Here is an 11,622-nt window from a genome sequence, read left to right as displayed (position 1 = left end):
GGCAGACTTCCGCAAGGGAAGATGCAGGTCGAGGTGTTTAAACATGAACATTTCACACAAGTTTGTTGCCAATGTGCCACATTTTCAGGAACGAGGCCCAAAAAGAATGATTGCCGCGCCCAAGAGCGCAACTGCGCCACCGGTCAAATCCCAGCGATCCGGGCGAAAACCTTCCGCAAACCAAAGCCATAACAGAGACGCCGTGATGTAGACACCGCCGTAGGCGGCATAAGCCCGGCCCGCATGCTCGGTCGGAACAAGCGTAAGAAGCCATGCAAAAACAATAAGCGATCCCAACCCAGGAACCACCCAAAACGCAGTTTTATGCATACGTAACCATGCCCAGAATGCAAAGCATCCGGCAATTTCAGCCAGGGCGGCAAAGAAATAGATGACAGCGATCTTCATAGTCTCAGATTGCAGCTACGCGCAGTGCGCGCAAGCGGTCATGCACTGCCTTTTCGTGACAGATGCATGATGCGTCGCCCAACATCCCACAACTGCATTCCAACTGTAACCGGTCGCTCCGGATCGACCAGATCGGTTTCGGCGATCGCCCTCTCATCGTCGCTCAACTCCCTTTCCGGCAAGGGTTCAAGCCGCCTGGCGCCCTGCCGGAGCGCCTCGATCGCGCCGATCAGTCCTTTCTGCGTTATGGCAGCAGCAATGGTTTCCTCATCGCTGCCAAGATGCTCGGCCAGCAGGTCATTGCGACATCTGGCAATAGCCTCGCGCACGGCCGCCTCGTCATCCTGCCGGTTTGCAGAGATCATCAAATCACACTCAGTATCATAACCCATCGAGCGATTATTGAGATTGGCCGAACCGATCTTCATCGAGCAATCATCTGCGATCATGATCTTGGCATGCACATAGATCGGCGAGCGGGCCTCATTGACCGGATAATATACACGGAAGCGTTTCTTGTGGTCAGCCTCGCGCAGCATGTTCAGGAGCCGCTGTCTCGCCGAGTCCATCACTTTGGCTTCAAGCCAGCCATCCGCCCCCAAGGGATTGATCAGCACGATTTCCGGCGGATTGTCTTCGCGCAACCTGTCGGCAAGCGCGTAGGCGATTTTGCGCGCGGCAAAATATTGGCTTTCGATATAAAGCGTCTTTTGCGCCGACTTGATCATCCGCAGCTTCAACGATTCGATTTCGCTGACCTGCTCGTAATCATCGAAGCTCGCTATCGTTCGTGCGATTGCGATATCGACATTCTCGAAATCCATTTCCAGATTGTCGCACCAGATCGGCGCCACGGTCGGCGGCGGTGTCAGATTCTCCCCGGTTGCCCTGCGCCAGCGTTCCCGTGCCAGATCACCCAGCGCACTCGCCGCCTCGCCGGTCACGCAGCTGGTAGCATCATGCCAGGGCATCAACTGCTTGCCGCGGAACATGGTGCGGCGCTGCTCTTCCTGCTCGCGATGCAACCGCGTATCCCACCGTCCTTCCGTCATGTCGATGCCACCGCAGAACGCAATGACGTCGTCGATTACCAGAAGCTTCATGTGATGCGCCGCCAGCGCCGGGTGCGCATGATCGAGCCGCAGGTGGACACTGCGGCTCGTCATCCAGTCGAGAATAAAGAGTGGCGTCTGCCCACGCCCCAACGCAAGCAGCGTACCTATATCCCATTTCAACAAGTAGATATCGAGGTTTGGCTTGCGCTTCGCCAGCCAGTTGAGAAGCTGCCCGATCCGGTTCGGACCCCTCATCGTCTTCTTCTCGGGTTCGAGTTTGACCCGTGCGTCGAAGTCCCAGCCAATCAGCATTATACTATGCTTTGCCCTCAACATCGCATGTTTGGCGGCAGCAAAATAATCTTCTGCATCGACGATGACGGTCATTTTGTCGGCGCGTGCGTAGCGCCAGCAGCTTTCTCCCTCAATGGCAGAGAAGGCCGGCTCGTCCTGCTCGCTCAATTTAGTCCCCTGTCGTCCCGAAGAGTTGCGCCGCATATAAACGATAAAACGCCTCAATAGGATGCACGGAACCAGTTAGGGATGCAGATAAATTTTAAGTCCCGCAAAACGTGCGAAGGACGCGCTCATGTCTTTGCGGCGGCACGGCGAAAGCCTCCGCGCCCTCTTGCCGTTCGAACGGTTTTTGCAAAACGGAATTCAAGGCGTGGAACGGCGCAAAATCATTGTTCTCGGCTGCATCGATGACCGCCTGAATCTGGTGATTTCGCGGAATATAGAGCGGATTCGCCGCGCGCATCCCTATGGCGATTTCCTCAACCGGCGTTCCCTGCCTGGAGAGCCTGTCGCGCCAGCGCACTTCCCACCCGGCAAAATGTCCGCCGAACAGTCCTTGCGCGATCGCCCCGCTCTCGTCTTCCAGCACATCAGCCAGCCCCCGAAAAGACAGCGTGAAATCGCTTTCCTCAGCCGCCATGATGCCAAGCAGATCGCCCAGCAGATCCATATCGCCTTCCTGCACCTCTGCTATCCCGATCTTTTGCGCCATACCCCGATTGTAAGCTTCCTGGAAAACCGCATTGAAGCCCGACAGCGCGCCCTGTGCCAGTTCCAGGGCCTCGTCCTCATTGTCATCGATCAGCGGCAGCAGGGTTTCTGCAAGCCGTGCCAGATTCCACTGCCCGATCAGTGGCTGATTGCCGAAGGCGTAACGTCCCTGTGTGTCGATGGAGGAAAAGACCTTCCTGGGATGGTACTCGTCCATGAAGGCGCAGGGACCGTAGTCGATCGTTTCGCCTGAAATGGTCATATTGTCGGTGTTCATCACGCCATGAATGAAGCCGATCTGCATCCACTGCGCGATCAGCCTTGCCTGCGCGTCGCGCACTGCCTCGAAAAAGGCGAGATACGGCCGCTCCGCAGTCTTCACCAGCGGATAGTGCCGTTCGATTGCGTGATCGGCCAGAAGCCGAATGGCCTCGACATCCCCTCGCGCCGCGAAGAACTGAAACGTGCCGACGCGGATATGACTGGCGGCTACGCGGGTGAAGATCGCACCCGGCAGGAAACGTTCTCGCGCCACCGTTTCGCCCGACAGCACGGCCGCCAGTGCACGTGTGGTCGGGACACCCAGCCGCGCCATCGCTTCCGAAACGATATATTCGCGCAGCACCGGTCCGAGCGCAGCTCGTCCGTCGCCACCGCGAGAGAAGGCCGTGCGCCCCGCACCCTTCAATTGAATATCGAAACGCTTGCCATCCTTAGTCACCGCCTCGCCAAGAAGCATGGCTCGACCGTCGCCCAACTGAGGCACGAAATTTCCGAACTGATGGCCGGCATAGGCGCCGGCGATCGGCTGTACCCCCGCTGGCATGCGCGAACCTGCAAGCATGGCAACGCCCTCCTCCGAGGAGAGCCATCCGGCATCCAGCCCCAGTTGCTCCGCCAGCCGTGCATTGAGCGCAATCAGCCGCGGCGCCGGAACCGGTTGCAACACGGCCGGTCGGTGGAAGCGCTCGGGAAGCGCGGCATAGCTATGCGAGAGATCGAGTTTCATACTTCTGATATAGTGTATCGTCACGGCAGTGTCAGGACCGGCCCGAGTTTATTGGCTTGCCTCCCTTGCCTTTTACCAGCCACCGGTTTTCAAATGCGCGCAAATATATCAAAAGACTTCGGAGCAGCATGTCGACGCGCATAGTCACCATGATACGGGATCTGTTTCTCGCGTACGGCAACTCGCTGTGCGGCGCGGGCATCTGGTTCGGAGCGTTATTCTTTGCGGCTTCGCTTACGCCTAGCCTGCTGCCGCGAGACGCCATATTCCAAGGCGTTCTTTCCGGGGTTGCTTTCGCCTGTGGCTACGGCCTTGGCGTCTTTCTGCGCGCCCTCTGGCGCTTTCTGGAAATCCCGCCGCTGCGGCGTCAATGGCTGGTGCCCTGGCTCAACCTTTTCACCCTGATCACTTGCGCTTTTGCGGCCATTCTCCTGCTTTACGCTGCATCCGACTGGCAGAACTCCGTGCGGGCCCGCATGGAACTTGCACCGGTTGAAAGCGCCAGGCCCTTCCTTGTCGGCCTGATCTCGCTTCTCGTCGCCTTTGTCCTCATCATGCTGGCGCGCGCCTTCAGGCTCGTCGCGCGCTTCAATACTACTCGGTTGAAGGCCATTCTCCCGCGCAAAGTCGCGGTTCTCGCAGGTACCGCCCTGACGCTGCTCTTCTTCTGGCTGATCGGCAGCGGCGTTCTGGTGCAGGGAGCGCTGCGCGCGCTGGATTCTTCCTATCGCGGCTTTGATGCACTGATAGAAGACGACATCGCCATGCCGACCGATCCACTCAAATCCGGCAGTGCCGCGTCCCTTCTGCAATGGAGCGAGCTTGGCCGGGCCGGTCGCGCAGCCATCGCTTCGCGCCCCACCCGGCAGGAGATGCAAGCCTTTACCGGCCAACCGGCCATGGAACCGCTACGCGTCTATGTCGGCCTGCGCTCAGGCGACACGGTCGACGAACGCGCGCAACTGGCCCTCGATGAGCTCATCCGTATCGGCGGTTTCGAGCGCTCCATTCTCGTCATCGCCACGCCAACCGGCACCGGCTGGCTGGATCCGGCCAGTCATATGGCGCTCGAATATCTGCATCGCGGCGATGTTGCGACCGTTTCCGTACAATATTCCTATCTCACGAGTTGGCTTGCCCTCCTTGTCGAGCCGACCTATGGCTCCGAGCAGGCCCGCGCGCTCTTTTCGAAGATTTACACGCATTGGACGGCCTTGCCGCAGGAAACGCGTCCGAAGCTCTATCTGCATGGTCTCAGCCTCGGCGCCATGAATTCCGATCTCTCGACGGATCTCTTCGACGTGATCTCCGATCCGTTCGACGGCGCGCTGTGGAGCGGCCCGCCCTTCACCAGCAAGACCTGGAACATGGCAACCTCGGAACGAATGCCCGGAACGCCGGCCTGGCTGCCGCGCTTCCGGGACGGAGCGGTCATCAGGTTTACCAATCAGCGGGACCAGACCGAGATCGCCGATACCCATTGGGGTCGCATGCGGCTGGTCTATCTGCAATATGCCAGCGACCCTATCGTCTTCTTCAACACGAGCTACGCCTGGCAACCGCCACCATGGCTGAGCGAACCGCGCGGACCGGACGTTTCGCCCAATGTTCGCTGGTTTCCGATCGTCACTTTCCTGCAATTGCTGCTCGACATGGCCACCGCCACGACCACGCCTATCGGCTACGGCCACATCTATGCCCCTGCCCACTATGTCGATGCATGGATCGCCGTCACCGACCCGCAAGGCTGGAACCCGGCGCAGATCATGGCATTGAAGGAAAAACTCGCCCACGACATGCCCGAATAGGAACAGGAGTTGCGTCCATACTGCGAACGGAAATACCCGAGGCTAGTATATTTTTTAAGGGCGACCGAATGGTGGGCGTGACAGGGATTGAACCTGTGACCCCTACGATGTCAACGTAGTGCTCTCCCGCTGAGCTACACGCCCATTCGATGGACGGGCTTACACCATATTCCCTGCTCTCCCGTCAATAGCCAATATGATGAAATTCCAGAAAACTTTCAGTCGGCGAACGACCTTGTCGGAAAAGGTGGATTTTCCGCGCCAAGCCATCTGTTGAAAACAAAAACCCGTCGCGATTTCTCGCAAACGGGTTTCAAAAAATCCTGGCGAAGAACGATCAGGCGGCCTGGAGCATCTTCTCGACCTCGTTGACGAGATCGCGGAGATGGAAGGGCTTGGAAAGCACCTTTGCGTCCGCTGGCGCCTTCGAGTCCGGATTAAGCGCGACCGCGGCAAAGCCGGTGATGAACATGACCTTGAGATCAGGGTCGATCTCCGTTGCGCGGCGCGCCAGTTCGATGCCGTCCATTTCCGGCATGACGATATCGGTCAGCAGAAGAGAGAAAGGCTCTTCCTGCAACCTGCCATAGGCGCTCGCGCCATTGTCGAAATCGCTGACGTCGTGCCCGGCTCTTTCGAGGGCCTTGACCAGAAAGCGACGCATGTCCTCGTCGTCTTCAGCCAGGAGAATTCTTGCCATGATTGCCGTTCCGAATCTTCTTGTACCGTGCGCTACCCACGACACGTCCTGAAACAGGATTAAGATGCTAATTTGTTCTTATATGTAAAAGCGAGGGTAAACATCAAGTGAACGTCATCCCAAGGAAACGATGCGCCCCCATATTTAGGCTATCTGTTGCTGGACAGATGCGCTTTGCAGTGGCAGGCTAATGATCCAAGCGACATGTTTCAGGCACCGGCTGACTTATTGAATGAGCGTCAAGGACGATTTCCGCACAATCGAGCCTTTTACTGTGCTTCTCCCTCGTGGACGGCGCAGCGCCTTCGTGTTCAGTTCACCCCATAGCGGTCGTCATTATCCGCAGCGTTTCCTTGACCTCGCCCGCCTCGACGCTCGCCAGATCAGGCGATCCGAAGATTGTTATGTGGACGAGCTTTACGCTTCTGCAAAACTGGCCGGCGCTCCGCTGGTGGTGGCCAACTTTCCCCGCGCTTATCTCGACGTGAACCGCGAGCCGTTCGAACTCGACCCGCGCATGTTCAACGAGCCGGTGCCGCCCTTCGCCAATATCCGCTCGATGCGGGTTGCCAGCGGTCTCGGCACCGTTCCCCGTCTCGTCGGCGAGGGGCAGGACATCTATCATACGCGCTTGCCGCTCTCCGAAGCACTCGACCGGATCGACACGATCTATCGCCCCTATCACGAGACACTGAAGACGCTTCTATCCGAGGCCCGCACCCTGCACGGCACGGCCGTCCTGATTGATTGCCATTCCATGCCGACGACGATCAAGTCGGGCGATAACGCTCCCAAGCCGGATTTTATCATCGGCGACCGTTTCGGCGCATCCTGTTCGGCTGCGCTGCGCGAGCATGCCATCGCACTGCTTTCGTCACTCGGCTATGTCGTGGCTTACAACCGGCCATATGCAGGCGGCTTCATCACCGAGCATTATGGCAGGCCTTCAAAGGCATATCATGCGCTTCAGATCGAGATGAGCCGTGGCCTCTATCTGAACGAAACGACTTTCGAGAAGACAGCCGATTTTACGCGGCTGGAAAGGGACCTTGCCTGGTTCGTTCGCGAACTGGTCAGCTTGCCGCTTGATTATCTCGACGGCCTGCCTCTCGCCGCGGAGTAACATTGTTCCACCCGGACAAAAAAACCGCCCTGCAACCAAGCGCAAGGCGGCGTCAAGTCAGGAGGAAACGCCCCGCAAAGGGCACGAACGGCAAGGCCGCTCACCTGTCACCTTATTAGGCAGCGCCTAATTGTCAAGCACTTGCGCAGTTTCTAATGAAGCATCGTGAACCCTGTTGCCCGGTTGCAGCATGCGAAACTTCGTGTAGAACGGCACCGACCTTGAACGATGCAATAGCGAGATCGATCGTGACAGCTTCCATGCTCCCCGACCGCGCCTTTTTCCAACGCCTGGCCGACGCAGCGCGCAAGGAAACCCTGCCGCGTTTCCGCAACAGCTTGAACGTCGTGAACAAGCTCGAAGGCGGGTTCGACCCAGTTACGGAAGCTGATCGCGAGGCGGAACGCGCCATCGTGTCGATCATCCGCAAGGAATTTCCCGATCATGGCATCCTCGGCGAAGAGCATGGCATGGTGAATGATGGTGCTGACCATATGTGGGTCATCGATCCGATCGATGGCACGCGCGCCTTCATCTCCGGACTGCCGCTGTGGGGAACGCTCATCGGCCTGACCCACAAGGGCGACGCCATCGCCGGCATGATGACTCAGCCCTATATTGGCGAGTTCTTCCACGCCGACCATACCGACGCGGCACTTTATGGCCCGCATGGCAGGCGTACCCTGAAAACGCGCGGCACGACCGCCCTTGCTCAGGCAACCCTGTGCACTACCTCCCCGTTCATTTTTGCCGACGGCAAGATTGGCCGCTATCAGGCACTTGAAAAGCAGGTGCGGCTGGCTCGCTATGGAACGGATTGCTACGCCTATGCAATGCTTGCCGCCGGCCAGATCGACCTCGTCGTGGAATCCGATCTCAAGCCTTATGATATTGTTGCCATGATCCCGATCATTGAGCAGGCTGGCGGCGTTATCACGACCTGGGACGGAGCGCCAGCAGAACAGGCCGGCGATATTCTCGCAGCCGCTACGCCGCAATTGCACGAAGCAGCAATGAAGGCGCTGAAGGGTTAGCGTGCGTCGATCTACCTGACATCGGCTTAGTCAACCAACGGGATTTTCGTGGGTTAGCTGACGCTTGCATGTCCCCTATACCCACCATAATCCAGGCGCGCACTTTGATCACTCGGAGCGATCAGGATATTTTCCTCAGCGGAAAATATACCTGTGAAGATTGCCGAATCTCTTGGCTTTTTTCTGTATTTTTCCTGCCTCCGCATAGAGCAGATCGTCCGGCTCCATGCTTTGCGCGGGCTCATATTGGCTTCCAGGCAAAAAGGCCTTGACCGCCGCCAGCATCTGTTCACGCATGACGTTTCTTTCCTGCGCAAGCTCATGATAGGCACCGTCAATGCTGATGAATGAAGCGCAACGCAACGTTCGTGCATATGCCTCTATGGCAGTCGCCGAGACAACCTTATCTTCGGTCGGCGCAAGCATCAGCATCGGGATGCGATTATTCCTCAGGAATTTCTCCGATTTCACCGTTCCGATGGCCCTAAAAGCCGCGTTGACCCATGCGGCGGAAGCCCCGCCAAGGAACAACTCGGGGAATTCCCGCATCAGCTTGCTGTTGCGTTCATAGCGTTTCGGATCGCGCGACACCCGGTTGATCTCGAAAGGAAAGGCTGTTCCAGCGGGCGCCGCTGGCGTAAGCGCCATTTTACCCAGGCCGAGCCAGCACGCCAAGCGCGCGATACGGCGCGCCAGAACATTGGAGACGGGCAATCCAACCGGCTCGAGAAATGGCGCCAGCAGCACCATGCGCTCGATCCGGTTGGCCAGCCGTGGCGACGCAAGAATAGCGGCCAACGCGCCGCTGGAATGCGCGACGATGAAGAACGGCCCGCGTCCGTCGGGAAGTGCGACCTGCGAAATGATGGCGTCGAGATCGTCGCCAAAATGCTCGAAGCGCCTTACATAGCCTTGCCTGCTCGTCACCAGCCGGGTGGAACCGCCCTGCCCTCGCCAGTCGAAGGCGATGACGCCGTAGCCAGCTTTGGAGAAATCGCCGATGGTTTCGAAATATTTCTCGATCGCTTCGTTGCGCCCCTGAAGAAGCAGGATCGTTCCCTTGAACGGTTCGCCCGCGGCACGAAAACGCGCAAACCGCAGCCGCGTCCCGTCCCCGGTCTCGATGAATCCCGCGACCCCACCCTCCGGCACAGGATTTTCCGGAATTTCACGAAGAATCGATTCCTGCTTATCGTCGCTCATTCCCGTCATCATCCTCATCGTTTCCGAGGCAAACTAGGCCTTTGCCTGTGGAAGAGAAACCCGAAACGGGCGCTTATCCAGAAACATATCACTCTTAATGCGCACCTCTTGAAGCCTGTAAAATTCCTACCATATCAGGATTGCAGTCGCCCTTGGCGGGACTGCTGGCCAGACGAAAACGCCCCAGTCGGGTTTTCGCAGAAGGCCAAACGCTTAACCTGTTGCTCAAGTGGAGAACAATCCAATGCGTCACGTTGATTTTGCCCCCCTCTATCGTTCCACCGTCGGTTTCGATCGTCTTTTCTCGATGTTTGACAACCTGACTCAGCCCGAGAACGGTCAGAGCTACCCGCCCTACAATATCGAGCGCACGGGTGAAGATGCCTATCGCATCTCCATGGCTGTCGCTGGATTTGCCGAAAGCGATCTTTCCATCGAAGCGCACCGCAATGTATTGACCATTCGTGGTGAACGCAGCGAGGAAACGAGCGAGACAAGCGAACTGCTCTACCGCGGCATCGCTTCGCGCTCCTTCGAGCGCCGGTTCCAGCTCGCCGACCATGTGGAGGTTTCGGGCGCCACCATCCGTAACGGACTGCTTCACATTGATCTGACGCGCAACGTGCCGGAAGAAATGAAGCCGCGCCGTATCGAGATCGGCACCAACTCAACCGAAGAGACCAAGCAGATCGAGGCCAAGACCGCTCACTAAGCCCGTCTTCGCGTGATCTCGAACGCTCGCAAGCGCAACTTGCGGGCGTTTTTGCGTCCGAATTTCCGTCTTGTCATCCGGCAAGACTCTGGCATTCTCATCACAGGTGCACGTTAATTTAGTCACATGCTTGTGATGGTAAACCAATTGCTAACCCGTTGCAGGCACATTGGAGGTTCGCAATCACCGGACGGAGCCCTGCTCTCGACGAAATCCGGTGGCAATATTCGTTTGAGCGCGTCGGTTCTCCGTGTTCAGCCCCCATCGGCACGGCGCGCAAAAGGAGGAATGCATGCAGCTTCGTTCGCTCATCCGACGCTCCGCCCGTCATCTCATTGCCGCCGGACTGTCGCTGGGCATGGCGCTTTCGGCCGCTCCTGCCTTCGCCGATGCCAATTTCCGCAACTGGGTAGGCCAATTCAAATCGGTTGCCGCCAAGAACGGGATCAGCAGTGGGACGTTTGATCGCGCTTTTCGCGGCGTCGATGCCCCGGATCCGGAAGTGCTGCAAAAGGCGCGCTACCAGCCGGAATTCAGATCCGAGCCTTGGGAATATTTCGACAATCGCATCAACGAGCATTCCATCGCCATCGGCCGTCAGATGGCTCGCCAGTACAAACCCTGGCTCGATCGCATCGAGCGTCAATACGGCGTGGACCGTCACATCCTGCTCGCCATCTGGTCGATGGAAAGCAATTACGGCGAAATCCTCAAGAGACAGGACGTGATGCGCAATGTTGTCCGTTCGCTGGCGACACTTGCCTACGCTGATAATCGTCGCGCCAAGTTCGGTCGCACACAGCTGATCGCGGCGTTGAAGATCCTTCAATCCGGGGACATTGACGAATCGCACCTGACCGGCTCCTGGGCCGGAGCCATGGGGCATACGCAGTTCATTCCCACAAGCTATCAGCTTTATGCCGTGGACGCCGACGGCGACGGGCGCCGCGACATCTGGAACTCGGTTCCCGATGCACTTGCAACGGCCGCCAATCTGCTTGCCAGGAATGGTTGGCGTTCCGGCGAAGGCTGGGGCTACGAGGTTTCGCTTCCAGGCGGGCGCAAGTTCCCCGGAGGTTCGCTCACGCTCGCACAATGGCAGAACATGGGTGTGGTGCGTGCGCGCTCCGGCAAGGCTTTTCCTGCGGCCAATCGCAATGCGGAGCTGAAAGTTCCGGACGGCCGTTCTGGCCCAGCCTTCCTGATGACGAAGAACTTCTTCGTTTTGAAGCGCTATAACAATGCCGATACCTACGCGCTTGCGGTCGGCCTGCTGGCAGATGAAATTGCCGGCGTCGGCGGTTTGGTCAATGATTGGAACCGTCCATTCGACAAACTGTCCTTTGCCGAAAAGCAGGAATTGCAACAGCGTCTGAAGGTCTTCGGCTATTATGACGGAGCGGTAGACGGCAAGATTGGCAGCGCCTCTCGAGAGGCCATCAAGGCTTTCCAGAACCGGACAGGCCTGGATACGAACGGCCACCCGAGCCAAGATGTTCTGAAGCGATTGCGTTCCAATTGATCTGCCAACAGAGAATGAAGAAAGCCGGCTCGCAAAGCCG

The 11,622-nt window shown here is 58.0% G+C and carries 10 protein-coding genes and 1 tRNA gene; 5 read left to right on the top strand and 6 right to left on the bottom strand.

Annotated elements, in window-relative coordinates:
• Positions 1-84 precede the first annotated feature (84 nt).
• The 3 genes from IE151_RS02955 to IE151_RS02945 all read right to left on the bottom strand — a co-directional run bounded on the left by IE151_RS02955 (position 85) and on the right by IE151_RS02945 (position 3,504).
• Positions 85-408 (bottom strand): YnfA family protein, encoded by a 324-nt coding sequence (locus tag IE151_RS02955; RefSeq protein ID WP_189487787.1) that lies wholly within the window; start codon positions 406-408, stop codon positions 85-87.
• Positions 409-446: 38 nt separating this feature from the next.
• Positions 447-1,925 (bottom strand): phospholipase D-like domain-containing protein, encoded by a 1,479-nt coding sequence (locus IE151_RS02950; RefSeq protein ID WP_244636586.1) that lies wholly within the window; start codon positions 1,923-1,925, stop codon positions 447-449.
• A gap of 94 nt (positions 1,926-2,019) precedes the next feature.
• Entirely contained in the window at positions 2,020-3,504 is a 1,485-nt protein-coding gene (locus IE151_RS02945; RefSeq protein ID WP_382344723.1) for a protein adenylyltransferase SelO, read from the bottom strand.
• Between the two features lie 104 nt (positions 3,505-3,608).
• On the opposite strand from IE151_RS02945, the gene IE151_RS02940 reads away from it, so the two are divergent.
• Positions 3,609-5,288 (top strand): alpha/beta hydrolase, encoded by a 1,680-nt coding sequence (locus tag IE151_RS02940; RefSeq protein ID WP_244636585.1) that lies wholly within the window; start codon positions 3,609-3,611, stop codon positions 5,286-5,288.
• A 69-nt stretch (positions 5,289-5,357) separates the two neighbouring features.
• On the opposite strand, the gene IE151_RS02935 is transcribed toward IE151_RS02940, so the two are convergent.
• Positions 5,358-5,432, bottom strand: a tRNA-Val gene (locus tag IE151_RS02935).
• Between the two features lie 193 nt (positions 5,433-5,625).
• Positions 5,626-5,988 carry a cell cycle two-component system response regulator CpdR gene (gene cpdR / locus IE151_RS02930; RefSeq protein ID WP_189487780.1) on the bottom strand — a complete coding sequence of 121 codons (363 nt, stop codon included), beginning with the start codon at positions 5,986-5,988 and terminating at the stop codon, positions 5,626-5,628.
• Positions 5,989-6,220: 232 nt separating this feature from the next.
• On the opposite strand from cpdR, the gene IE151_RS02925 reads away from it, so the two are divergent.
• Together IE151_RS02925 and hisN are read left to right on the top strand one after the other, a co-directional pair.
• The gene (locus IE151_RS02925; protein ID WP_189487778.1) at positions 6,221-7,111 is read left to right on the top strand and encodes an N-formylglutamate amidohydrolase; all 891 of its coding nucleotides are present in this window, start codon (positions 6,221-6,223) and stop codon (positions 7,109-7,111) included.
• Positions 7,112-7,371: 260 nt separating this feature from the next.
• Positions 7,372-8,145, top strand: coding sequence for a histidinol-phosphatase (gene hisN / locus IE151_RS02920; protein WP_189488323.1), 774 nt, complete (start codon positions 7,372-7,374; stop codon positions 8,143-8,145).
• Between the two features lie 135 nt (positions 8,146-8,280).
• Here the strand turns inward: hisN and IE151_RS02915 are convergent, their stop codons facing one another.
• Positions 8,281-9,348, bottom strand: a complete 1,068-nt coding sequence (locus tag IE151_RS02915) for an alpha/beta hydrolase (RefSeq protein ID WP_189487776.1) — start codon at positions 9,346-9,348, stop codon at positions 8,281-8,283.
• Positions 9,349-9,592: 244 nt separating this feature from the next.
• Here IE151_RS02915 and IE151_RS02910 point away from each other — a divergent pair, with 244 nt between their 5' ends.
• Positions 9,593-10,060, top strand: coding sequence for an Hsp20 family protein (locus tag IE151_RS02910; RefSeq protein WP_189487774.1), 468 nt, complete (start codon positions 9,593-9,595; stop codon positions 10,058-10,060).
• A 292-nt stretch (positions 10,061-10,352) separates the two neighbouring features.
• The gene (locus IE151_RS02905; RefSeq protein WP_189487772.1) at positions 10,353-11,582 is read left to right on the top strand and encodes a lytic murein transglycosylase; all 1,230 of its coding nucleotides are present in this window, start codon (positions 10,353-10,355) and stop codon (positions 11,580-11,582) included.
• The last annotated feature ends 40 nt before the right edge of the window (positions 11,583-11,622 follow it).

It is taken from the genome of Limoniibacter endophyticus (assembly GCF_014652835.1).
GTDB classification, from domain to species: Bacteria; Pseudomonadota; Alphaproteobacteria; order Rhizobiales; family Rhizobiaceae; genus Limoniibacter; species Limoniibacter endophyticus.
The sequence above is the reverse complement of the archived record's forward strand: the minus strand, read 5'-3'. Positions and strand labels throughout refer to the sequence as shown.

Bases quoted from the DNA above. Each gene is read 5' to 3' on its own strand.
- IE151_RS02940 (WP_244636585.1), top strand. From the start codon at position 3,609: ATGTCGACGCGCATAGTCACCATGATACGGGATCTGTTTCTCGCGTAC.
- hisN (WP_189488323.1), top strand. From the start codon at position 7,372: ATGCTCCCCGACCGCGCCTTTTTCCAACGCCTGGCCGACGCAGCGCGC.
- IE151_RS02925 (WP_189487778.1), top strand. From the start codon at position 6,221: ATGAGCGTCAAGGACGATTTCCGCACAATCGAGCCTTTTACTGTGCTT.
- IE151_RS02915 (WP_189487776.1), bottom strand. From the start codon at position 9,348: ATGAGCGACGATAAGCAGGAATCGATTCTTCGTGAAATTCCGGAAAAT.
- cpdR (WP_189487780.1), bottom strand. From the start codon at position 5,988: ATGGCAAGAATTCTCCTGGCTGAAGACGACGAGGACATGCGTCGCTTT.
- IE151_RS02905 (WP_189487772.1), top strand. From the start codon at position 10,353: ATGCAGCTTCGTTCGCTCATCCGACGCTCCGCCCGTCATCTCATTGCC.
- IE151_RS02910 (WP_189487774.1), top strand. From the start codon at position 9,593: ATGCGTCACGTTGATTTTGCCCCCCTCTATCGTTCCACCGTCGGTTTC.
- IE151_RS02955 (WP_189487787.1), bottom strand. From the start codon at position 408: ATGAAGATCGCTGTCATCTATTTCTTTGCCGCCCTGGCTGAAATTGCC.